We start from the raw sequence: 23,613 nt of genomic DNA on the forward strand, positions 1-23,613 counted from the left end.
GAGTGTGGCGCCGGAACCGCCTGCGCAAAAACTAGCGCTGTACAAGCCAAATAAGCCGCAGCCGGCGCTGTTGCCGCCCCCAGTTCCCACTGTTAGAAAATGCCACGACGCGTCGTCATGGGCTGCCGGAGCTCTCGCCGCGTCCTCATGCAACAAACGGCAGCGCATGGATTATTTCGCCCAGCAACTAATCAACGGCCTTGTGCTCGGCTCGATCTACGGCCTGATCGCCATCGGCTACACCATGGTCTACGGCATCGTCGGCATGATCAATTTCGCCCACGGCGATATTTTCATGATCGGCGGCTTCATCGCCTTGATCACCTTCCTGATCCTGGTCTCGTTCGGGCTTACCGCCATCCCGCTCATCCTCCTGGTCGTGCTGCTGGTGTCGATGGCGATCACGGCGCTCTATGGCTGGACGGTGGAGCGCATCGCCTACCGGCCGCTGCGGCACTCGTTCCGCCTGGCGCCGATGCTCTCGGCTATCGGCATGTCATTCGTGCTGACCAATTATTCGCAGGTCGCCCAGGGCGCACGCGTCAAACCGGTGCCGCCGATCATCACCGGCGGCTATACCCTGCATGAGGGTTCTGAAGGCTTTGTTGTGCAGCTTTCCAACATCCAGATCATCGTCGTCGTCACCACGATCGTGCTGCTCGCGCTGTTCACCTGGCTGGTGTCGAGCACCCGGCTCGGCCGCGACATGCGCGCCTGCGAACAGGACCAGACCATGGCCTCCCTGCTCGGCGTCGACGTCGACCGCACCATTTCCATGACGTTCGTGATTGGCGCTGCGCTCGCTGCGGTCGCCGGCATGATGTACCTGCTCTATTACGGGCTCGTCGATTTCTTCATGGGCTTCGTCGCCGGCATCAAGGCCTTCACCGCGGCCGTGCTCGGCGGCATCGGCTCGCTGCCCGGGGCGATGCTCGGTGGTCTCCTGATCGGCCTGATCGAGACGCTGTGGTCGGCCTATTTCTCGGTCGAATACAAGGACGTCGCCGCGTTCTCGATCCTGATCGTGGTCCTGATCTTCCTTCCGACCGGCCTGCTCGGCCGGCCTGAAGTCGAAAAAGTCTGATGGGCCGCAGCGTGAGCGCACCCCCCGCCGCCCAAACCTCGCGCACCCCTGGCGCCGCCTTCATCCTCAAGAAAGCGCTGATCAGCGCGTTCGTGGCGCTGGTGCTGTTTTCGCTGATGATCGGCGTGCGCACCGAGGCCGGCCCGCAGGGGCAGTTGGTCTACTGGACGCGCTTCGACGACCTCGCCGTTATGGTCGCAGCCGTGTTCGGCGGCAGCATCCTCGTCGAGCTGCTGCGGCGATGGTGGGGACCGGTCGACGCCGTCAGGGTGGTGCCACCTTCGGTGCAAAGCGCGCTGTCGCTTGCAGGACGCCTGGTCGCGCCGGCGCTGCTGGTGTTCACGTTCCTGGTGCCGGTCCTCTTCTACGATGAGCGCTACATTCTCGACCTCGCCATCCTCGTGCTGACCTATGTGATGCTCGGCTGGGGGCTGAACGTGGTGGTCGGCCTCGCCGGCCTGCTCGACCTGGGCTATGTCGCGTTCTACGCGGTCGGCGCCTATTCCTACGCGCTGCTCGCCACCAATTTCGGGCTGTCGTTCTGGATCTGCCTGCCGCTCGCCGGCATCCTGGCGGCCTTCTGGGGCGTGCTGCTGGGCTTTCCTGTGCTGCGGCTGCGTGGCGATTACCTTGCCATCGTGACGCTGGCCTTCGGCGAGATCATCCGCCTCGTCCTGATCAACTGGCAGACCCTGACCGGCGGGCCGAACGGCGTCACCGGCATTCCCCGCCCGACCCTGTTCGGCATTCCGCTGACGCCGGCCGATGACGGGCTGGCGGCCCTGCTCGGCATCGAATTCTCGCCGACGCACCGCATCGTATTTCTGTTCTACATTATCCTGGCGCTGGCGCTGCTCACCAACTGGGTCACGATCCGCCTGCGCCGCCTGCCCCTCGGCCGCGCTTGGGAAGCGTTGCGCGAAGACGAAGTCGCCTGCCGCGCGCTCGGCATCAACACCACCACGACCAAGCTGACCGCATTTGCAACGGGCGCGTTGTTCGGCGGTCTTGCCGGCGCGTTCTTCGCCACAAGACAAGGCTTCATCAGCCCGGAATCCTTCACCTTCCACGAATCGGCATTGGTGCTGGCGATCGTGGTGCTGGGCGGCATGGGCTCGCAACTCGGCGTGGCACTGGCGGCGCTCACCATGATCGGCGGCTTCGAGCTGTTCCGCGGGCTCGACCAATACCGCATGCTGGTGTTCGGCATGGCGATGGTGCTCTTGATGATCTGGCGGCCGCGTGGCCTGGTCGGCCATCGCGCGCCGACCGTATTCCTCAAGCATAGCCAGGCGATCTCGTCCGACCTCGTCAAGGAGGGACACGGATGAGCGGCGATCCGATTCTCTGCGTTGATCGCCTGTCGATGCGCTTCGGCGGCATCGTCGCCGTCAACGACCTCTCCTTCGACGCCGAGCGGCGCAAGATCACCGCGCTGATCGGGCCGAACGGCGCCGGCAAGACCACCGTCTTCAACTGCATCACCGGCTTCTACAAGCCGACCTCGGGCGCCATCGGCCTTACCCATGATGACGGCCGCGCCATCCGGCTCGAGCGGCTGAACGATTTCCGGATTGCCAAACTGGCCAAGGTCGCGCGCACCTTTCAGAACATCCGCCTGTTTCCCGGGATGACGGCGCTGGAAAACCTGATGGTCGCACAGCACAACGCGTTGATGCGCGCTTCCGGGTTGACGTTCCTCGGCCTGATCGGCGCGCCGTCCTGGCACCACGCCGAACAGGCCGCGATCGATCTGGCGCGGACCTGGCTCGACCGCATCGGTCTTCTGGATCGTGCCGACGATGCCGCCGGCAACCTGCCCTATGGCGACCAGCGGCGCCTGGAGATCGCGCGCGCAATGTGCACCCAGCCTGCGCTACTCTGCCTCGACGAGCCGGCTGCGGGATTGAATGCGCGCGAAAGCGCTGCTTTAAGCGAATTGCTGCTCTCGATCCGCGCCGACCAGGGCGCCTCGATCCTTTTGATCGAGCACGACATGAGCGTGGTGATGCAAATCTCCGACCACGTCGTGGTGATGGACCACGGCATCAAGATCGCCGAAGGCACGCCGCGCCAGATCCGCGACGATCCCAAGGTGATCGCGGCCTATCTCGGCGCCGACGAGGAGGAAGCCATCGCGGTGATGGAGAGCGGAACGTGAGCGAGGCGCTGCACGTTTCCCGGATGCGGTGCAGCGTGCAACGCTGCTCCGCTGTTCCGGGATCCACCTTTGTGCGCGGGAGCATGGGTCCCGGTTCTGCGTCGCACCGCTCCGCGGTGCGACGCGCCCGGGACACGGAGAGCATCGCATGACGACGCCCCTGCTCGCGATCCGCTCGCTGCGGGCGGCCTACGGCAAGATCGAGGCGCTGAAGGGCGTCGATCTCGACATCAGCGCCGGCGAGATCGTCGCCCTGATCGGCGCCAACGGCGCCGGCAAGTCGACGTTGATGATGACGATCTTCGGCCGGCCCCGTGCCCGCGCCGGCCGCATCGAATTCGACGGCCGGGACATTACCGGCGTGCCGACGCATGAGATTGCGCGGCTGCGGATTGCCCAGTCGCCCGAGGGCCGCCGGATTTTTCCGCGCATGAGCGTGGCGGAAAACCTGCAGATGGGCGCCGACGCCACCGACTCAAGCGAGGCCGATCGGGCGAGCGGCCTGGAACGTGTCTTCGCGCTGTTCCCGCGACTCAAGGAACGCATGACCCAGCGCGGCGGCACGTTGTCCGGCGGCGAGCAGCAGATGCTGGCGATCGGCCGGGCCCTGATGAGCCGGCCGCGCCTGTTGATGCTGGACGAGCCGTCGCTGGGGCTGGCCCCACTGATCGCGCGGCAAATTTTCGATGCGATCCGGACCCTGAACCGCCAGGACGGCCTGACCGTGTTGATCGTGGAGCAGAACGCCAACCACGCGCTTAAACTGGCCCATCGCGGCTATGTCATGGTCAACGGCCTGATCACGCTGTCCGGAACCGGCAGCGAATTGCTGCAGCGCCCGGAAATCCGCGCCGCCTATCTGGAGGGCGGCCGCCGGGAGTAGCGAAGTGGGATATCTCCCCGGGTCGTCCCCGCGAACGCGGGGACCCATACGCCGCGGCCCACCCTTTAGGGGGACGGGGTAGCTACCTTCTGCCGCAGTCAGCGCCGGTGGTTATGGGTCCCTGCTTTCGCAGGGACGCTGCGGCAAGATGTTGCGAACCGAACGTCGATTGCCCGAAAATTGCCGATGACTTCGCCGTAAAATCAGCCGACAATAGGCGTGGTTTTGGTACCCGGCCTGCCGGGTGCTTCCTGAAATCGACTGACCTGCGAGGACACCTCATGAAATCACTGAAACTTATCGGCCTGGCATTGGGCGCATCGCTGGCGCTGTCGACAACGGCGCTGGCGCAGGACATCTCCATCGCAGTGGCGGGCCCGATGACGGGCGGCGAATCCGCATTCGGCCGCCAGATGAAGAACGGTGCTGAACAATTCGTGGCCGACATCAACGCCGCCGGCGGCGTGCTCGGCAAGAAGCTGGCGCTGCAGGTCGGCGACGATGCCTGCGACCCGAAGCAGGCGCGCTCGATCGCGGAAAAATTCGCCAGCGCGAAAATCCCGTTCGTCGCCGGTCACTTCTGCTCGTCGTCGTCGATCCCGGCATCGGAAGCCTATGCCGACGGCAACGTGCTGCAGATTACGCCGGCGTCGACCAACCCGCTATTCACCGAGCGCAAGCTCTGGAACGTGGCGCGCGTCTGCGGCCGTGACGATCAGCAGGGCCTGGTTGCCGCCGACTACATCGTCAAGAACTACAAGGGCAAGAACATCGCCATCCTCAACGACAAGACCACTTACGGCAAGGGTCTCGCCGACGAAACCAAGAAGGCGCTCAACAAGGCCGGCGTCACCGAAAAGTTGTTCGAGTCCTACAACAAGGGCGACAAGGACTTTAACGCGATCGTGTCGCGCCTGAAGCGCGACAATATCGATCTGGTCTTTGTCGGCGGCTATCATCAAGAATCCGGCCTCATTCTGCGCCAGATGCGCGACCAGGGCCTCAAGACGGTGTTGATGGCGGGCGACGCGCTGAACGACAAGGAGTTCGCCTCGATCGCCGGTCCGGCCGCGGAGGGCACGCTGTTCACCTTCGGTCCCGATCCGCGCAACAAGGCGACCGCGAAGGCGATCGTCGAGAAGTTCAAGGGCAAGAACATCGATCCCGAAGGCTACACCCTCTACACCTACGCCGCGATGCAGGTGTGGTCGCAGGCGGCGGCGAAGGCCAAGACCACCGATCCGAAGAAGGTCATGGAAACCATCAAGGCCGGCGAATGGGACACCGTGCTCGGCAAGCTGGGCTTCGACGCCAAGGGTGACATCAAGGTGATCGACTACGTCGTCTACAAGTGGGACGCCAAAGGCAACTACGCCGAGATCCATCCGAAGGCCTCCTGATCCCTTCGACGATCAGCGCCGATCACAACATCAAACGCCCCGGCCTACCGGGGCGTTTTTATTTTCGGTTCCGAATAATTTTTAACCGGGCGGAACAATTGGGTTCCCACGGCATTGTGGAGGGTTGGGGCTGAGTTCCATGTCATTGATTTCACGACCTTAACCGTTATTCCAGCTTGATCTGCCGCGGGGCAGCGGGTCTATTTCGTGAAATTGCATCTCAGCCAATGAGATTTTGAGATTTTGCGCGAACTGGCCGAGGAGACACCATGAGTGATCTTTCCCCTGGAGCATCTCCCTCCGCTCGCCGGGTCGCCAAACCCAAACCACCCCACACCAACGGCACGACCGATCCGATGCAGGACCTGCTGCACGCGTTGCAGGCAATGCGCGCCGGCGATTTCTCGGTACGCATGACAGGCGATCATCTCGGCATCGAGGGCAAGATTGCCGACACCTTCAACGAAATCGTCGCCTCCAACCAGCGAATGGCGCAGCAACTGGAGCACGTCGGCCAGGTCGTCGGCCGCGAAGGCAAGACGCGCCAGCGCGTCAAGTTCGACCTCTCGAGCGGCTCGTGGGCGGACATGGAAGGCTCCGTCAACACGCTGATCGACGATCTGCTGTGGCCGACCCGCGAAGTCACGCGCGCGGTCGCCGCGGTGGCACAGGGCGATCTGCTGCAGACCGTGCAACTCAACGTCGACGGCCGCCCGCTGGGCGGCGAATTTCTCCAGTCTGCCACCATCGTCAACACGATGATCAAGCAGCTCGGCGTGTTCACCTCGGAAGTGACGCGCGTGGCGCGCGAAGTCGGCACCGAGGGCAAGCTCGGCGGCCAGGCCCAGGTGCCGGAAGTGACCGGTGTCTGGAAAGACTTGACCGAGAGCGTCAACTCGATGGCCAACAACCTCACCGGCCAGGTCCGCAACATTGCCGAAGTTACCATTGCGGTCGCCAATGGCGACCTGTCGAAGAAGATCACGGTCGACGTCCGCGGCGAGATCCTGCAGCTCAAGGAAGCCATCAACACGATGGTCGACCAGCTCCGCTCCTTCGCTTCCGAAGTGACGCGCGTGGCGCGCGAAGTCGGCACCGACGGCAAGCTCGGCGGTCAGGCGATCGTTCCCGGCGTTGCCGGCACCTGGAAGGACCTGACCGACTCCGTCAACGCAATGTGCGGCAACCTCACCGCACAGGTCCGCAACATCGCCAACGTTACTACCGCTGTCGCCCGTGGCGACCTCTCGCGCAAGATCACGGTCGACGTCCGCGGCGAAATACTCGAGCTCAAGGACACCATCAACACGATGGTCGACCAGCTCAACTCGTTCGCCTCGGAAGTGACGCGCGTGGCGCGCGAGGTCGGCACCGAAGGCAAGCTCGGCGGTCAGGCCCAGGTGCCTGGTGTGGCCGGTACCTGGAAGGACCTCACCGACAACGTCAACTTCATGGCTTCCAACCTGACGGCGCAGGTTCGCAACATCGCCGATGTCGCGACCGCCATTGCCGGCGGCGACCTTTCCAAGAAGATCACGGTGAACGTCTCGGGCGAAATCCTTCAGTTGAAGGAAACGCTCAACACCATGGTCGACCAGCTCAATGCCTTTGCCGGCGAAGTGACGCGCGTGGCCCGCGAAGTCGGCACCGAAGGACGGCTCGGCGGTCAGGCCAACGTGCTCGGCGTCGCCGGCACCTGGAAGGACCTCACCGAGAGCGTCAACTCGATGGCCTCCAACCTGACGGCGCAGGTCCGCAACATCGCCGAGGTGACGACCGCGGTCGCCAATGGCGACCTGTCGAAAAAGATCACGGTGGACGTCCGCGGCGAAATTCTGGAGTTGAAAGACACCATCAACACGATGGTCGACCAGCTTAACGCCTTTGCCGGCGAAGTGACGCGCGTGGCGCGCGAAGTCGGCACCGAAGGCAAGCTCGGCGGCCAGGCCAACGTGCGCGGCGTCGCCGGCACCTGGAAGGACCTCACCGACAACGTCAATTCGATGGCCGGCAACCTCACCGCTCAGGTTCGCAACATCGCCGAAGTCGCGACCGCGGTGGCGAAGGGCGACCTGTCGAAGAAGATCACGGTCAACGTCTCGGGCGAAATCCTTCAGTTGAAGGAAACGCTGAACACGATGGTCGATCAGCTCAACGCCTTTGCATCAGAAGTGACGCGCGTCGCACGCGAGGTCGGCACCGACGGCAAGCTCGGCGGCCAGGCCCAGGTGACCGGCGTCGCCGGCACCTGGAAGGACCTGACCGACTCCGTGAACTCGATGGCCGGCAATCTGACCGCCCAGGTGCGCAACATCGCGGAAGTGGCGACCGCGATTGCCGGCGGCGACCTCTCGCGAAAAATCACCGTCGACGTGCGCGGCGAAATTCTGCAGCTCAAGGAAACGCTGAACACGATGGTCGACCAGCTCAACCGCTTTGCGGGCGAAGTGACCCGCGTGGCGCGCGAGGTCGGCACCGAGGGACGGCTCGGCGGCCAAGCCAACGTGCCCGGCGTCGCCGGCACCTGGAAGGACCTCACCGACAACGTCAACTCGATGGCGGGCAACCTGACCGGCCAGGTCCGCAACATCGCCGAAGTGACCACGGCGGTGGCGAAGGGCGACCTGTCGAAGAAGATCACGGTCGACGTCAAGGGCGAGATTCTCGAACTGAAGAACACCGTCAACACGATGGTGGACCAGCTCAACGCCTTCGCCTCGGAAGTGACGCGCGTGGCGCGCGAGGTCGGCACCGAAGGCAAGCTCGGCGGCCAAGCCCAGGTGCCTGAAGTCGCCGGCACCTGGAAGGACCTGACCGACAACGTCAACTTCATGGCCTCGAACCTGACGGCACAGGTCCGCAACATCGCCGAGGTCGCAACCGCGATCGCCGGCGGCGACCTTTCCAAGAAGATCACGGTGGACGTCCGCGGCGAGATCCTGCTGCTGAAGGACACCCTCAATACGATGGTCGAGCAGCTACGCTCCTTCGCCGCCGAAGTGACGCGCGTGGCGCGCGAGGTCGGTACCGAGGGACGGCTCGGCGGCCAGGCCGTGGTGCCCGGCGTCGGCGGCACCTGGAAGGATCTGACCGACAACGTCAACCTGCTGGCGGCCAACCTCACCACGCAGGTGCGCAACATCGCGGAAGTCACGACCGCCGTGGCGCGCGGCGACCTGTCGCGCAAGATCACCGTGGACGTGAAGGGCGAAATCCTCGAACTGAAGAACACCATCAACACGATGGTCGACCAGCTCAACGCCTTTGCCGGCGAAGTGACCCGCGTGGCGCGCGAGGTCGGCACCGAGGGCAAGCTCGGCGGTCAGGCGCAGGTCCCGGGCGTCGCCGGCACCTGGAAGGACCTCACCGACACCGTCAACTTCATGGCGGCGAATTTGACCGAACAGGTCCGCGGCATCGTCAAGGTGGTGACGGCGGTCGCCAACGGCGACCTGAAGCAGAACCTGACGGTGAAATCGAAGGGCGAAGTCGCAGCCCTTGCCGACACCATCAACAACATGACCGAGACGCTCGCGACCTTTGCCGATCAGGTCACCAGCGTGGCGCGCGAAGTCGGCGTCGAGGGGCGGCTCGGCGGCCAGGCCAACGTGCCCGGCGCGGCCGGCACCTGGAAGGACCTCACCGGCAACGTCAACCTGCTCGCCGCCAACCTGACCTCGCAGGTGCGCTCGATCGCCGAGGTGGCGACCGCCGTGACCAAAGGCGACCTGACCCGCTCGATCCAGGTCGACGCCCGCGGCGAAGTGGCCGAACTCAAAGACAACATCAACACGATGATTGGCAACCTGCGGCTCACCACCCAGGTGAACACCGAGCAGGACTGGCTGAAGACAAACCTCGCAAGATTCACCAACATGTTGCAGGGCCAGCGCGAGCTGTCCACCGTCGGCCGGCTGCTGCTGACCGAACTGGCGCCGCTCGTCAACGCGCATATGGGCGTGATCTACCAGGTCGAGAACGCCGAGAGCCCGCAATTGCACCTGCTCTCGTCCTACGCCGGCGACGGCGCCCATCCGCATCCGCAAGTCGTTCAGTTCGGCGAAGGATTGATCGGCCAATGCGCCATGGACAAGCGCCAGCGGCTGGTGTCGGACATCCCTCGCGATACGGCGCCGGTGAATTCGGCACTGCTACGCGCAATCCCGAAAAACATCGTCGTGCTTCCGGTACTGTTCGAAAACCAGGTGAAGGCCGTGATCGAGCTTTCCTCGATCTCGTCGTTCACGACGTCACAGATGACCTTCCTGGAACAGCTCACCGACAGCATCGGCATCGTGCTCAACTCGATCGAGGCCACGATGCAGACCGAGGGCCTGTTGAAGCAATCCCAGCAGCTCGCCGGTGAACTCCAGACGCAGCAGAAGGAATTGCAGCAGACCAACGAACAGCTCGAACAGAAGGCCCAGCAGCTCGCCGAACGCAACGTCGAGGTGGAACGAAAGAACCAGGAAATCGAACAAGCGCGGCGCGCGCTTGAGGAAAAGGCAACGGAACTTGCGTTGACATCGAAGTACAAGTCCGAATTCCTCGCCAACATGTCGCACGAGCTGCGCACGCCGCTCAACAGCATCCTGATCCTCGGCCAGCAGCTTACCGAAAACCCCGACGGCAATCTGTCGCTGAAGCAGGTCGAGTTCGCCCGCACCATCCACGGCGCCGGCACCGATCTTCTCAACCTGATCAGCGACATCCTCGACCTGTCGAAGATCGAATCCGGCACGGTGACGGTCGATGCCGAGGAAATCCTGACGTCGAGCCTGCTGGAGACCGTCGGACGGCCGTTCAAGCACGAGGCCGAAAATCGCCACCTCTCGTTCAACATCAATGTCGACGAGACCCTTCCCCGCAGCATGGTGACCGACTCCAAGCGCCTCCAGCAGGTGCTGAAGAACCTGCTGTCGAACGCATTCAAGTTCACCGCGGAGGGCGGCGTGAAGTTGAACGTATCGGCCGCCCTTGGCGGCTGGAGCGCCGAGCACCCGATCCTCAATCACGCACCCGCTGTCGTCGCCTTCGACGTGACGGACACTGGCATCGGCATTCCCCTGGAAAAGCAGAAGCTGATCTTCGAGGCGTTCCAGCAGGCGGACGCCGGCACCAGCCGCAAATACGGCGGTACCGGCCTCGGCCTTGCCATCAGCCGCGAACTCGCGAGCCTGCTCGGCGGCGAAATTCATCTTCGCAGCGCGCCCGGCAAGGGCAGCACTTTCGTGCTTTACCTGCCGTTGCATTATTCCGGCCCCACCGTTGCGCCGCGCTCCCCTGCCTCGTCGGCATTCACACCCGCGCCCGCGCTGCAGGCGACACAGGAGCGCGCCGTCGAGCAATTGCCGGACGACCGCCTCGATCTCGCGCCGGGAGACAACATCCTCCTGATCGTCGAGGACGATCCGCATTATGCGCGGGTCCTGATCGATCTGGCCCGCGACAAGGGCTTCAAGGTACTGGTCGCCAGCCGCGGCGCCGAAGCGCTCGAGCTCGCCAAGCAGTTCCAGCCGACAGCGGTTTCGCTCGATGTGTTCCTGCCTGACATGCTGGGCTGGACCGTGCTGAGCCAACTCAAGCACAGTCCGCTGACGCGGCACATTCCGGTGCAGATCATCACGCTTGACGAAGACCGCCAGCATGCGCTGGCGCGCGGCGCGTTTTCCTTCGTCAACAAGCCGACGACGACCGAGGGCGTCAGCGCGGCGCTGTCACAGATCAAGGAATACGCCAAGCCCCGCCGCAAGCGCCTGCTGATCGTGGAGGACAATGCCGCCGAGCAAATGAGCATCACCGAGTTGCTCGGCCATGACGACATCGAGATCCTCACCGCCGACACTGGCGCCGATGCCTTGTCGACGTTGCGGAACCAGCCCTGCGACTGTGTCGTGCTCGATCTGCGATTGCCTGACATGAGCGGCTTCGAGGTGCTTGACCGGCTTCGCAACGACGAAACTCTATCGAACGTACCGGTCGTGGTGTTCACGGGGCGGGAACTTTCGGCCGAGGAAGATGCGGAACTTCACACCATGGCGAGGAGCATCGTGGTGAAAGGCGTCGAGTCGCCGGAACGCCTGCTCGACGAAACGTCGCTGTTTTTGCACCGTGTGATCACGGAATTGCCCGTCGAGAAGCAGAGAATGCTCGAAAAGCTCAATAGCTCCGATGAGGATCTTGTTGGCAAGACCGCGCTTCTGGTTGACGACGACGCCCGCAACATTTTCGCGCTATCAAGCGTTCTCGAACGGCGCGGGATGAAGGTGCTGACCGCGACGACGGGCCATGAGGCCATCGCTCTGGTCGAATCAAATCCAAATATCGCAATCGTGCTGATGGATATCATGATGCCGCAGATGGACGGATATCAGACCATCGGTGTCATCCGCGAAAATCCGTCCTTCAGCCGCCTGCCGATCATTGCGCTGACCGCCAAGGCGATGAAGGGCGACCGCGAGAAATGCCTCGAAGCCGGCGCTTCGGACTATCTCGCCAAACCCGTCAATACCGAGCAGTTGCTGCTCGCCATCCGAATGTGGTTGCACCGCTGACGGGCGTAAGCAGATGATGGATCAAGAGAAGGTAAACATTCTTCTAGTTGACGATCAGCCGGCGAAGCTGCTCGCCTATGAGGTCATCCTGAAAGAACTCGGCGAGAACCTGGTCAAGGCCTCGTCTGGGCGCGAAGCGCTCGAATTCCTGCTCAAGAACGATGTTGCCATCATACTGGTCGATGTCTGCATGCCGGAACTCGACGGGTTCGAGCTCGCCGCCATGATCCGCGAACATCCCCGCTTCCAGAAGACGGCGATGATCTTCATCTCCGCGATCCAGGTCAGCGACATCGACCGGCTGCGCGGCTATGAGATGGGCGCGGTCGACTACGTTCCCGTGCCTGTGGTGCCCGAAGTGTTGCGCGCCAAGATCAAGGTGTTCGCGGAGCTCTATCGCAAAACGCGCCAGCTCGAACGGCTCAACGTCGAACTCGAGGACCGGGTTCGCGCGCGCACCGCCGAACTCGAGGAATCGCACGCCAGGCTTCTGGAAAGCGAACAGCGCCGCAGTCTGGCGATCGCGGCCGGAAAGATGGGCTCCTGGGACTGGGACTGGGTCAATGGCGACTTTATGTGGGACGAAGGCCAGTATCAGATCCTCGGCGTCGATCCCGGCAAGTTCGAACTGACGCCGGCCAATATCCAGGCGCTGCTTCACCCTGACGACGTTCATGAATTGCACGAGGCGTGGGCCAGCTTCGCCCGGGGCGCGAAATCATACGAAGCGGAATTCCGCATCATCCGGCCGAATGGCGAGGTGCGCTGGTGCGCGGGAACGGCGGCGGCAAGCACCGACAAGGGCGGCCGCGTCATCCGCGTCAGCGGCGTCACCGTCGACATCACTGAACGCAAGCAGGCCGAAGAGCGGCAAAGCCTGCTGGCGCGGGAGGTCGACCACCGCGCCAAGAACGCGCTGGCGCTCGCGCAATCCATCGTCCGATTGACGCGCGGCGACAATGTGAAAAGCTACGTCCGTTCCGTCGAAGGACGGATCAATGCGCTTGCGCGCGTGCACACCGTGCTCTCGCTCTCGAGCTGGCAAGGCGCCGAAATACGCAAACTGATCGATGAGGAGCTGGCGCCCTATTCCACCGGCGACCAGATCGACTTGTCCGGGCCGGAGATCCATCTCGAGCCGGCGACGGCCCAGACGGTTGCGCTGGCACTGCACGAGCTCGTAACCAATTCGGCGAAGTACGGCGCGCTGTCTGCGTTGTCGGGCCGGCTGTCGGTGTGTTGGGAAGACCAGGCGGGCCTTCTCAAGATCATATGGTCGGAGACTGGCGGGCCACATGTCGAGAAGCCTGTGTCGCGAGGGTTCGGAACCAGAAGCGTCATCGCCAGCATCGAGTCGCAGCTTGGTGGCCGGGCGGAATTCGACTGGCGCCCGGAAGGCCTCGTGTGCCGCCTGTCGGTTCCGTTATCGCAACGGCAGTTTGGCGTCGATCCGGTTTCGATCCTTGAGGCTGCTGTCGATGGCAATGGTCTGCGACGCGCTGAGCGGTAAGACTGCTAACGTGCTGCTCCCGCAACGGCAGCGCCCGGCGGCCGGGCCGGTCCCATCGCCGATTCGATCGCACGCTTCAAATCCAGCGGACGAAACGGCTTCTGCAGACAGATGACGTCGGAAAGTTCTGGCGTTTCGAACAGAAAGTCCAGCGCGGTCATTCCCGAAATCGCAATGACAGGCAGGTCCGGCACGCGGGCGCGCACCGCTGCAATCAGATCGGAGCCGTTAGTGCCCTGCAAAAAGATGTCGACGATCGCAAGGTCGAAGCTCGCATCTTCGAACAGCTTCAATGCGGATGCGGCGCTGTCTGCCTCGACGATTTCAAAACGATGGATACGCAGCACGATAGAAATCATCGTGCGGACGTCGGCCTGATCGTCAACAACAAGCACGCGGGGCATCGAAGCCTCCCGGGTCGATCGCACGAGCTTACGACGCGAATCCGTGGTTTCGGCGGTTCCGCAGTCTTTATTCGGCCGGTCGGTAAAGAGGTGGTTACCTCAATCGGCTTCCCTGCTGTTTCCTTCAGGTGATACGTGACCTTGGGTTGATTCCCGCCGCGGCGTCGCTAGCGTAGCTTGGCGGTGCGGTTCCTACTGGTATCATGTCCGGCCGCATCGGATGCATTGTTGTTGCGGGTCTTATAGCTTCTGTGATGGCGCGTTCGCTGCCAGTTTGGCCGGAAGACGATATGGGTAACGAGCGCAACATCTTTCTTTCCACGATGAAGGCGACGCGCGGCGATCGCACGGCTGCGCTGGCCGTGGTCGGCTTCTCGGCGGTGCTGTTCGCCTGCGCCGTGCCATTTGCCGGCGTGCCGCTTGCCCCGGTGCCCGCGTTCGTCGCCAGCTACCAGTCCGCATTGGCGATCAACGACCTGATCACCGCTGTCCTGCTGTTTTCGCAGTTCGCGATGACCCGCTCACGGGGGCTGCTGTTGCTGGCGAGCGGATATTTGTTCACGGCGATGGCGGCCATCGTCCATGCCCTCACCTTTCCCGGCCTGTTCGCGCCCGGTGGGCTGCTCGGTGCGGGACCGCAGACCACCGTTTGGCTCTACATGGTCTGGCACGGCGTATTCCCGCTACTGGTGCTGGGTTATGCGCTGCTGAAGGCGACGGACAACGAGGAGATGCGAGGCTCGGCCGGCACGGCCGTCGTTACGAGCATCGTTGCGGTCAGTGTCGCGATGGCCGCATTCACCTGGCTCGTCACCGCCCAGCACGATCGTCTGCCGATCCTTCTGAGCGGCGGTCACTACACGCCCATCATGCTAGGCGTGGTCTCGACCGTATGGTGCCTGAGCTTCGCTGCATTGACGGTGCTGTGGCTTCGCAGGCCGCATTTCGTTCTCGACGTCTGGCTGATGGTCGTGATGAGCGCCTGGTTGTTCGACATCGCCCTGTCGGCGATCCTGAACGTGGCGCGGTTCGATGTCGGCTTCTATCTCGGCCGCATCTACGGCCTCTGCGCCGCGAGTTTCGTGCTCGCCGTGCTGCTCGTCGACAACGTCGGCCTGCAAGCCAAGCTCGCGCGTCTGCTCGGAACATCGCGTACGGAAAGCAAGCGAACGGAGCAGGCGCTCGACCAGGAGATGGAGGAACGGCGGCGCATATTCGAATCTTCGAACGACCTCATCCTGGTAAGCGATTCTGTGGGGAATTTGATCCAGGTCAGCCCGAGCGTCAGCGACATCCTTGGCTATCAGCCCTCGGAAATGGTCGGGCACAACGCGATCAAGTTCATCCACCCCGACGACCTCGAACACACCCGCAGGGAGATGCGGGCGGGGCGACGGGGACAAAGCAAGCGCAACTTCGAGACGCGCTATATCAGCAAGGAGGGGAAGACCGTCGCGCTGAACTGGACCGGCACGTGGTCGGAGCCGGTCCGCCGCCATTTCTTCATCGGCCGCGACCTGACCGAAAAGCAGGCTGCGGAAGCCCAATTGCGGCATGCGCAGAAGATGGATGCGGTCGGCCAGCTCACAGGCGGCGTGGCGCACGACTTCAACAACATCCTGACCGTGATCACCGGCACCATCGGCATTCTAGAAGAAGCGGTCGCCGATCAGCCCCAGCTCGCTGCGGTCACCAAGCTGATCGATGAAGCCGCCGAACGCGGGGCCAATTTGACCAAGCATCTGCTCGCCTTTGCACGCAAGCAGCCGCTGCAGCCCGTCGAAGTCGACGTCAATGCGCTGGTGCTGGAGGCGGCCAAGCTGCTGCACCCCACGCTCGGCGAACACATCGAAATCACGCCGCTACTGGCCGAGGATGCGTGGACCGCGCTGGCCGATCCGAACCAGCTCACCACGGCCGTCCTCAATCTGGCCATCAACGCGCGTGACGCCATGCCCAATGGCGGCAAGCTTGCGCTCGAGACCGGCAATGTCTTTCTCGACGAAACCTATGCGAGCATGCAGAGCGAGGTCACATCAGGCAATTACGTGATGATCGCAGTCAGCGACACTGGCTCCGGAATCCCGCCCGCGCTGCTCGAACGGGTATTCGAACCCTTTTTCACGACCAAGGAAGTCGGCAGGGGCACCGGCCTCGGGCTGAGCATGGTGTTCGGCTTCGTCAAGCAGTCGGGCGGCCACGTCAAGATCTACAGCGAGGAAGGCCACGGCACCTCCGTCAAGATCTATTTGCCGCGGGCAACGGGATTGCAGCAGACCGCGGCGGAAGCTCTGGTCTCGGGAAATATCGAGGGCGGTAACGAAACTGTCCTCGTCGTGGAGGACGATGCGCTGGTGCGGCGCTATGTGATCACCCAGATCGAGAGCCTGGGCTACACCACCCTGGAGGCAGCCAACGCTTCCGATGCGTTGCGCATCATCGACGATGTCCCGAACGTCGACCTGCTGTTTACCGACGTAATCATGCCCGGCATCATGAACGGCCGCCAGCTCGTCGACGAAGCGCTGAAGCGCCGACCTGACCTCAAGACGCTCTACACCTCGGGATATACCGAAAACGCCATCGTCCATCACGGCCGCCTGGATTCCGGCGTGTTGCTGCTGGCAAAGCCCTATCGCAAATCCGAGCTTGCCCGGATGATCCGGCTGGCGCTTGCCAGTTGAAGCAAGCCCGGCGGCTGATATATCCGTGGATGGCACGCCAAAACGGATGCAGCCCCACGGACCGGCGCTTTGAAAAACCTGCTCACCGATATTTCCGGCGTTCGCGTCGGCCACGCCCATGACGCTAGCGTCGCCTCGGGCGTCACCGCGATCCTGTTCGACTCGCCCGCGGTGACCTCGATCGACGTGCGCGGCGGCGGCCCCGGCACCCGCGAGGAAGCGCTGCTCAGCCCTGAGAGCACCGTCGAGGCAATCGACGGCATCGCGCTTGCCGGCGGCTCAGCGCTCGGACTGGATGCCGCCGGCGGCGTGCAGGCCTGGCTTGCCGAACAGGGGCGCGGTTTTCGCATCCGTGACGCGGTCATCCCGATCGTTCCGGGCGCGATCTGCTTCGATCTGCTCAACGGCGGCAACAAAGCATGGGGACGCTTTCCCCCCTATCGCGATCTCGGCTACGCCGCGGCCAATGCAGCGGCTGCCGATTTCGCGCTCGGCAGCGTCGGCGCCGGCCTTGGCGCGACCACTGCCAATTTCAAGGGCGGCCTCGGCTCCGCTTCGGCACAGACCGACGGCGGCGTGACCGTCGGCGCGCTTGCGGTGGTCAATGCGGTGGGCAGCGTGACGATCGGCGACGGCCCGTGGTTCTGGGCGGCGCCGTTCGAGAAGGACAACGAGTTTGGCGGGCGAGGACTGCCGCCCTCGTTCACGCCCGATATGCTGAGAGCCCGCCTCAAGGGCGCGCCGTTAGCTACTCCGTCGCAGAACACCACGCTGGTGGTCGTCGTCACCGATGCGGTGCTGACCAAACCGCAGGCCAGGCGGCTCGCAATGATCGCGCAAACCGGCATGGCGCGCGCCATCTATCCCGTGCATGCGCCGCTGGACGGCGACGTGGTGTTTGCCGCCGCGACCGGCAAGAAGCCGATCGATCCACTGTTCGGCCTCACCGAACTCGGCATGGTGGCTGCCAATACGGTCGCGCGCGCAATCGCGCGCGGCGTCCATGCTGCGACGGCGCTACCCTTTCCGGGTGCGCTCCCGGCATGGAGCGATCGGTTCGGTTAGAGCATGGTCCGCTCAGGCGCTGACCGAGAGCGAGGCGGTGGCCGCGGACGAAATCGCCTTGGCTTCGCGCTGGATCATCTGCTCGATGAAATTGTAGGACGATGTCGCTGATGCGGACGAGCTTCCGGAAGCCGGCGACGTCATCGCCACTTTCGAGCCATCCGCATAGGTCAGCGACGTCGTTACCGAACCGTCGCTGTTGGTGACGGTCGTGGTGGTGGCACCTTGCCGTGTCTGGGAGACTGGATCGGAGCCTGATCCATCACTACCGCCCGCCTCATCGCGATCGCGATGATGGCCCTTGTCGGGCCGGAGCGCCGATGCCAGCTCCTTGATGCTGACCGAGCCGTCGCCGTCCTGATCGAGTTTTCCGAACACGCTATCGGCCTGCCCAATGTTGGTGCCGCCCGCGCCAAGCGCCTCTTCGAATTCCGTCTTGCTGATCTTGCCGTCACCGTCGCCGTCGATCTGCCCGAACAGGTCCTTCAGCGCGGCGTGGCGGGTCTTTAAGGCCGTCCCCGATCCTCCCGAGGACTGGCTTTGCGCGTCAAGCAGCGCGCTCATGGTTTCCGGCGATATCGTCGAAAAGCCGTTGCTTGAGCCTGCCTCTGGACCGATCGAAGCCGGCGCAGTCGGGGACGACTGGCCGAAGCTTGCGAAGTTCTGGCTGAGGCCGGTGGTTGGCGCAGACGATTTCGACGACGTCAGCGCCTTGAGGGCATCGATGGCCGATGACGCGGCGCCCAGAGCAAAGAACATGGCGGAACTCCAACAATGCCGCGCGTAAAGCGGCCCACAGCTCGTGTTCCGTTTTCCTCAGCAAGCGCCATGCCATGAAGAAAAAGCCAATAAAATCGGGCTTTCCTTCACCCCTTTCGGTCCAGCGAAGTCGGCAATAGCTGCCCGCCGCGGCAGATTTTTCCGCCCACAGGAGACGGCGGCGCCGCGCATTGCCCCGGGCCCTCCTGCATGTTACGCGGGGCCGTTCCTCCTTCTCGCAAGCCTTTCGGGAAAACGCACATGTCCCAGCAGTTTGTGTCGCGTCCCCTGGTCATCGCACCGTCGATCCTGGCGGCGGATTTCGCCAAGCTCGGCGAGGAAGTCCGCGCTGTGGACGCGGCGGGCGCTGACTGGATCCATCTCGACGTGATGGACGGACATTTCGTGCCGAACATTTCCTACGGCCCCGATGTCATCAAGGCGATGCGCCCGCATACCAAGAAGATTTTCGACGCGCATCTGATGATCTCGCCCTGCGACCCCTACCTCGAAGCGTTTGCCAAGGCCGGCTGCGATCACATCACCGTCCACGCCGAGGCCGGCCCGCATCTGCACCGCTCGCTGCAGGCAATCCGCGCGCTCGGCAAGAAGGCCGGCGTCTCGCTCAATCCGGGCACGCCGGCGAGCGCGATCGAATATGTTATCGACCTGATCGATCTGGTGCTTGTGATGTCGGTCAATCCCGGCTTCGGCGGCCAGGCCTTCATCAAATCCGCGCTTAGCAAGGTCAGCGACGTCAGGGCTATGGCCGCGGGACGTCCGATCGACATCGAGGTCGATGGCGGCGTCGGTCCTGATGTCGCCGGCCAGTTGGCCGCAGCCGGCGCCAATGCGCTGGTCGCGGGCTCGGCGGTGTTCAAGGGCGGCACTGTGGACAGCTACAAAGCCAACATATCCGCGATCCGCAACGCGGCGGCGCTGGCGCGCGGCGAAGCGGTCTAGCGCCGCAATGTCGTCCCTGCGAACGCAGGGCGACGGCAATAGCCGGCAGGAAAGCCACACTCGGGCGCGCAGTGAGCCATGGAACCCGAAAGTCCACGCTCCGGCCACAAAGCTTCACGCATCTCGCCATAAACGCGGACCAGCATCCCGCCTTCCACGGACGGGACAGAAATATGATCAAGGCGTTCATCACAGCCGCAATGCTCCTGGTACTCGCGCCCTCTGCCGCGCTCGCGCAGCGCGCAGGCGACGCGGCCCTCGGCGCCGTGGCCGGCGCCGTCGTGCTGGGGCCGATCGGGGCTGTCGCCGGCGCCTTCGTCGGCTATACGGCCGGGCCTTCGATATCGCGCTCGTGGGGACTGGAAGCCTCGCGCTCGTCGCGGCACCGCAGACAGGCTTCAAGGGACAGCGTGCGAGGCGCCAGGGCGGAAGCGGTAGGCCCCGCATCCAATTCCGCCGGTCAGGCCGAACGGAGCAGCCGCGTCACCAGCTATCCCGTGCCGAACCCGCCGCGCTCCGGCACAACGCTGCCTCCGGTCCAGACACTCGACTGAACGCACGCGCCGTCTGATCGCGGCGTTACGTCCTAAGCGGCCGTAATCGCATTGACGTTTTCCGGCGCGAAGAACTCAGCGGGCGATATTGTTCCGGCATTCATCCGCGCGAACGCATCCATAGCTTTCTGATTGCCGTGAATCGCGCCAAGGAGGTGCTGCATATCCGGTGGCGGTGGTTCCAGCGTCGCCAGCATGCAGGTGAATTCATACATTGCCGCCACCCGTGTATCGCGCGCGCGATGGTACTCGCTCATCGCCGCGTCGAACGGCTGCGCTCCCGAGAAGGCCCTGTCGAGCGCGACCGCGCAGAGCTCGGCGTCATGGAAGGCGTCCATGATTCCTTGTCCGGTGATGAAGTCCCGGTTGTAGCCCGCGTCGCCCACGAGCACCCAGCCGGGGCCGTAGGGCTTGCGAAAGTAGTTCGGCACCGCCGCACCGACGAAGCGCGCTTCCCGCTTGGCTTCGTGCAGGCGATCGGCGAACGCCGGCGCCAACGCGATGGTCTTCAGGTAATTCCCTTCGATGTCCTTCTTGCAATCGTCGAACCTTGCGTATGGCCAACCGACGATCACCATCGTCAGCCCGTCATGGGTTGGAGCGGCGGCAAATCCGGTCCCGTCACGGATATATTGCTCAAACTTGCCGAACATCGGTAGTCCGCTCCAGTAGGTGTAATACGCGACGAGCAGAATGGGTTTCTCGTCATAGTGCTCTGGCCGGACCGCCTCGGCCACGAACGAGTGTCTGCCGTCGGCGCCGACGACGATTTCAGCGCGCTCGGCGATAGGGCCGCCATGCTTCGAGCGGCCCTTGATGCCGACCGCCCGTCCGTCCTCGATCAAGATTTCATCCACGGCGAAGCCTTCGCGAACTTCCGCGCCGGACTGAGCCGCAGCATCGACGAGCAGCTTGTCGAGTATCGTGCGGCGCGGACAGTACGCAACCGGAGCTTCACTCGTGCCTGGCGCGCCCACAATCGTGAAAGGACCAAAGTCGAAAGCATAGCTGTCGATCGGCGGGCACCCGGTCGCAGTCAGACGATCGAGAAGGCCCCAACTGGACAGGGCACTTACGCCAAGGGGATGCAAGATGTGCGTAGAGACCGTGTCGCTCGGAAAAGTTGCGCGGTCGACCACGAGAACCCGATATCCTTTCCGGACCAGCAGCATTGCGGTCGGCGATCCCGCGCAGCGGGCGCCCACTACGATTGCGTCGAATGCTTTGGTCATCGCGGCTCTCTCCTTGTGCTGACAAATCAGACGCGGGCTCGGCGCATCGCGGATCCGCGGCGTACCATTGCTGTGGTGCTAGAGAGAAACGGGAGCAGGCGCTTCGGGAGAACGCCCCAATCAGGCCCTTGCAATCGTATGGGTGATCTTCCCCATTCGCGGGCGCCGTAGGTATGGCACGATCGCGACGTGTTAAAGCCGGCGGCAAGCCGCCGGGAAGGAGAAACGATATGAGCGATACATTCGAGGGGCGTTGTCTCTGCGGTGCCGTACGCTTCCGTGCGGCTGGGCGCCCGAAATGGGTCCTGTGGTGCCACTGCGAGAGTTGCCGGCGCCATACCGGGGCGCCGGCATCCGTCTTCGTTGCCTTCGACGACTCCGCCGTCACGGTAACAAGCGGAGCGATCAGTAAATACAATTCATCGCCGGGCGTGGAGCGCGGGTTCTGCGCAAGGTGCGGCTCGACCCTGACCTGCGCGAACCAGCGACGGCCCAATGAGACACACTTTCATCTCGGCGCGTTCGAAGAACCCGAGAAGCTCAAGCCCACGGGAGAGGCGTTTGCAGGCGAAAGGCTCCCGTGGTTGCGCCCGGAAGCCGCGTCCGGCTCGCCCGTTTGACCGTGCGAAGCTGATCGAAACCTTCGACCTTAATCTCAGTGTTCAGATCAGCTTGTGTCGGCACGCAAAGGCCGCCGCCGCGGCTCGCGAGGGGACATCAAGCTTGGCGAGGATGTTGCTGACGTGCCGGTCGACGGTCTTCTCGCTTCGGGAGAGCCTGCCAGCAATCGCCTTGTTGGTTTCGCCGGCGGCGACCAGGCGGAGAACATCAAGCTCACGCGGGGTCAGGCGATGCACATTGCTGGAAGCGACGCCCTTCTTCAGCGAGCCGATCTGCGTGAGATCGGGGCCGGCACCTAAACGCTCGAAAATGGTCCGGGCCGCATCGAACTCCAGATCGGCAGCGTCCTCGTCTCCGAGGGCGCGGCAGGCCTGTCCGATCAGCACGCGCACGCGCGCAGCCGCGTAGGGCGCCGGGATCCCCTGCCACACTTCGAAGGCACGGCGCAGCGAACCGAGTGCGGCCCGCGCGTCCCCTTCGGCGAGGTCCACCGCTCCGCAGGCCTGCGCGGCAATTGCATCCGGCACGCTCGTATCGAAGCTGCGCGCAATGTCCTCGAGTTCTCGGCAGGCGTTGCGTGCGTCTTGAACGTCACCGGCGGCCAAGTTGATCTCGATATAGGCGGGCAGCAAATCCATGCGTTTCAGGCGGCTCACCGTCGTGCCTGCGACGCGGCGAATGGCGGTGGCGGCCGCATCGGTGCGTCCCTGCACAAGGCGCAGCAACGCTAAGCCCGGCTGGGGCTCCAGGCCAAGCTGGCTCGCGCCTCGATACGCCTCTTCAGCCGCTGCAAACTCCCCTTTCAGACGATGGACCTCTGCCTGCTGGTAGAGCGCTCCGGCGGCAGCCCGCCGGTCGAAGCCCTGCGACCGCGCGCAGGCGCGCCGCGCTTCCTCGATCGCCTCAGGCCAGGCGCCCTGCAACTGCAGGATCTCCGCGCGATGCACTTGGCAAACCCCGGCGAAGGCGACCATATCGGGCTGGCCCTCGCACCACCGCGCCAGGGCGCCTGTCCATTCGCGGGCTCGGTCGAGTGCGTATACCTGCTGACAGGCCGCGATCACGCTGCAATACATCAAGCCAGTCACCAGCGGCGATAGCTCTCCAGCAGTGACCATGACCATGGTCTCATCCAAGAGCGCGAGTCCGGCTCCGAGCTGCGCCTGCTGCAGTCGTATGCGGCCCTGCTGGTGGCGGGCACAGGCGACGAGGTCCGGGTCGCCACAGCGCTCGCCGACTGCGGCGGCCTCGGCTGCAGCGGCGAACGCGGCCTCGTACTCACCAGATCCGAGGCGTTGCTCGACGACCGGCAGCAGCAAATAGCCCCGCTCGGCGCATTCGCGCGTGTCACGCTCCAGCAAACGTTGAGCACGGGAAAACCAGCCGCTCGCACGGCCCATCTCGCCGCGCATTAGCAGGCGAAAGCCGAGCCAGAACGCGCAACGGACGGCGCGAAGACGCCGGGGAGTATCCCGGTGCGCATTGTAGGCCCGTTCGAGCGCCTTGAGATAATCCTCGTCCCGGCCGACCAAGTATGCGGCCATCGCCAGCAGTTCGAGAGCTTCGGCAGTTAACGAGGTTTGCTGGTCGGCGCGCAAGAACGCCTGGTAAGCGTCGGCCCAGGCGCGCTGTCGATAATATTCACGGGCCAGATCGAGGTCGCCGGATTTACTCGCACCTCCGCGCTTCTGCTGGCCCGGACACTGCTTCATGCGCTTGCTCCAGTCCCCCAAGAGATA

16 protein-coding genes are annotated in these 23,613 nt (G+C 63.8%); 12 read left to right on the forward strand and 4 right to left on the reverse strand.

Translation table 11 applies throughout. From position 1 onward, the window contains the following. Nucleotides 1–166: 166 nt before the first annotated feature. From V1290_RS06350 to V1290_RS06380, 7 genes are all read left to right on the forward strand, one after another. A complete protein-coding gene (locus V1290_RS06350) occupies nucleotides 167–1,084 on the forward strand; it encodes an ABC transporter permease subunit (RefSeq protein WP_028349939.1) in 918 nt (305 codons plus the stop codon). After that, on the forward strand, nucleotides 1,084–2,415 hold the full coding sequence (gene livM, locus V1290_RS06355) for a high-affinity branched-chain amino acid ABC transporter permease LivM (RefSeq protein ID WP_334363569.1): 1,332 nt from the start codon (nucleotides 1,084–1,086) through the stop codon (nucleotides 2,413–2,415). The genes V1290_RS06350 and livM overlap by 1 nt, the downstream gene beginning before the upstream one ends. Further along, entirely contained in the window at nucleotides 2,412–3,245 is an 834-nt protein-coding gene (locus V1290_RS06360) for an ABC transporter ATP-binding protein (RefSeq protein ID WP_334363570.1), read from the forward strand. Before livM ends, V1290_RS06360 begins: the two co-directional genes overlap by 4 nt. A gap of 148 nt (nucleotides 3,246–3,393) precedes the next feature. Continuing rightward, nucleotides 3,394–4,128, forward strand: coding sequence for an ABC transporter ATP-binding protein (locus tag V1290_RS06365; RefSeq protein ID WP_334363571.1), 735 nt, complete (start codon nucleotides 3,394–3,396; stop codon nucleotides 4,126–4,128). Nucleotides 4,129–4,409: 281 nt separating this feature from the next. After that, nucleotides 4,410–5,528 carry a branched-chain amino acid ABC transporter substrate-binding protein gene (locus V1290_RS06370; RefSeq protein ID WP_334363573.1) on the forward strand — a complete coding sequence of 373 codons (1,119 nt, stop codon included), beginning with the start codon at nucleotides 4,410–4,412 and terminating at the stop codon, nucleotides 5,526–5,528. 356 nt (nucleotides 5,529–5,884) lie between these two features. Further along, nucleotides 5,885–12,082: a HAMP domain-containing protein gene (locus V1290_RS06375; protein ID WP_442895048.1), complete on the forward strand. Its 6,198-nt coding sequence runs from the start codon at nucleotides 5,885–5,887 to the stop codon at nucleotides 12,080–12,082. 16 nt (nucleotides 12,083–12,098) lie between these two features. Further along, nucleotides 12,099–13,592 carry an HWE histidine kinase domain-containing protein gene (locus tag V1290_RS06380; RefSeq protein ID WP_334368947.1) on the forward strand — a complete coding sequence of 498 codons (1,494 nt, stop codon included), beginning with the start codon at nucleotides 12,099–12,101 and terminating at the stop codon, nucleotides 13,590–13,592. Nucleotides 13,593–13,597: 5 nt separating this feature from the next. Here the strand turns inward: V1290_RS06380 and V1290_RS06385 are convergent, their stop codons facing one another. Further along, nucleotides 13,598–13,996: a response regulator gene (locus tag V1290_RS06385; RefSeq protein ID WP_334363575.1), complete on the reverse strand. Its 399-nt coding sequence runs from the start codon at nucleotides 13,994–13,996 to the stop codon at nucleotides 13,598–13,600. A gap of 290 nt (nucleotides 13,997–14,286) precedes the next feature. Between V1290_RS06385 and V1290_RS06390 the strand changes: the two genes are divergently transcribed. Beyond that, nucleotides 14,287–16,680 carry an MASE4 domain-containing protein gene (locus V1290_RS06390; RefSeq protein ID WP_334363576.1) on the forward strand — a complete coding sequence of 798 codons (2,394 nt, stop codon included), beginning with the start codon at nucleotides 14,287–14,289 and terminating at the stop codon, nucleotides 16,678–16,680. A gap of 69 nt (nucleotides 16,681–16,749) precedes the next feature. Then, entirely contained in the window at nucleotides 16,750–17,745 is a 996-nt protein-coding gene (locus V1290_RS06395; RefSeq protein ID WP_334363577.1) for a P1 family peptidase, read from the forward strand. 12 nt (nucleotides 17,746–17,757) lie between these two features. On the opposite strand, the gene V1290_RS06400 is transcribed toward V1290_RS06395, so the two are convergent. After that, a complete protein-coding gene (locus V1290_RS06400) occupies nucleotides 17,758–18,504 on the reverse strand; it encodes an EF-hand domain-containing protein (protein ID WP_334363578.1) in 747 nt (248 codons plus the stop codon). A gap of 261 nt (nucleotides 18,505–18,765) precedes the next feature. On the opposite strand from V1290_RS06400, the gene rpe reads away from it, so the two are divergent. Together rpe and V1290_RS06410 are read left to right on the forward strand one after the other, a co-directional pair. Then, nucleotides 18,766–19,467, forward strand: coding sequence for a ribulose-phosphate 3-epimerase (rpe, locus tag V1290_RS06405; protein WP_334363579.1), 702 nt, complete (start codon nucleotides 18,766–18,768; stop codon nucleotides 19,465–19,467). A 173-nt stretch (nucleotides 19,468–19,640) separates the two neighbouring features. Further along, nucleotides 19,641–20,021: a DNA-directed RNA polymerase subunit N gene (locus V1290_RS06410; protein WP_334363580.1), complete on the forward strand. Its 381-nt coding sequence runs from the start codon at nucleotides 19,641–19,643 to the stop codon at nucleotides 20,019–20,021. A 32-nt stretch (nucleotides 20,022–20,053) separates the two neighbouring features. Here V1290_RS06410 and V1290_RS06415 read toward each other — a convergent pair whose 3' ends face one another. After that, nucleotides 20,054–21,253, reverse strand: a complete 1,200-nt coding sequence (locus V1290_RS06415; RefSeq protein ID WP_334363582.1) for an NAD(P)/FAD-dependent oxidoreductase — start codon at nucleotides 21,251–21,253, stop codon at nucleotides 20,054–20,056. A 230-nt stretch (nucleotides 21,254–21,483) separates the two neighbouring features. Here V1290_RS06415 and V1290_RS36440 point away from each other — a divergent pair, with 230 nt between their 5' ends. After that, the gene (locus V1290_RS36440) at nucleotides 21,484–21,873 is read left to right on the forward strand and encodes a GFA family protein (RefSeq protein ID WP_442894104.1); all 390 of its coding nucleotides are present in this window, start codon (nucleotides 21,484–21,486) and stop codon (nucleotides 21,871–21,873) included. A gap of 42 nt (nucleotides 21,874–21,915) precedes the next feature. Here the strand turns inward: V1290_RS36440 and V1290_RS06420 are convergent, their stop codons facing one another. After that, nucleotides 21,916–23,586 carry a LuxR C-terminal-related transcriptional regulator gene (locus V1290_RS06420; RefSeq protein WP_334363584.1) on the reverse strand — a complete coding sequence of 557 codons (1,671 nt, stop codon included), beginning with the start codon at nucleotides 23,584–23,586 and terminating at the stop codon, nucleotides 21,916–21,918. Nucleotides 23,587–23,613 lie beyond the last annotated feature (27 nt).

The sequence above is a fragment of the Bradyrhizobium sp. AZCC 1578 genome (assembly GCF_036924675.1).
Classification (GTDB): Bacteria; Pseudomonadota; Alphaproteobacteria; order Rhizobiales; family Xanthobacteraceae; genus Bradyrhizobium.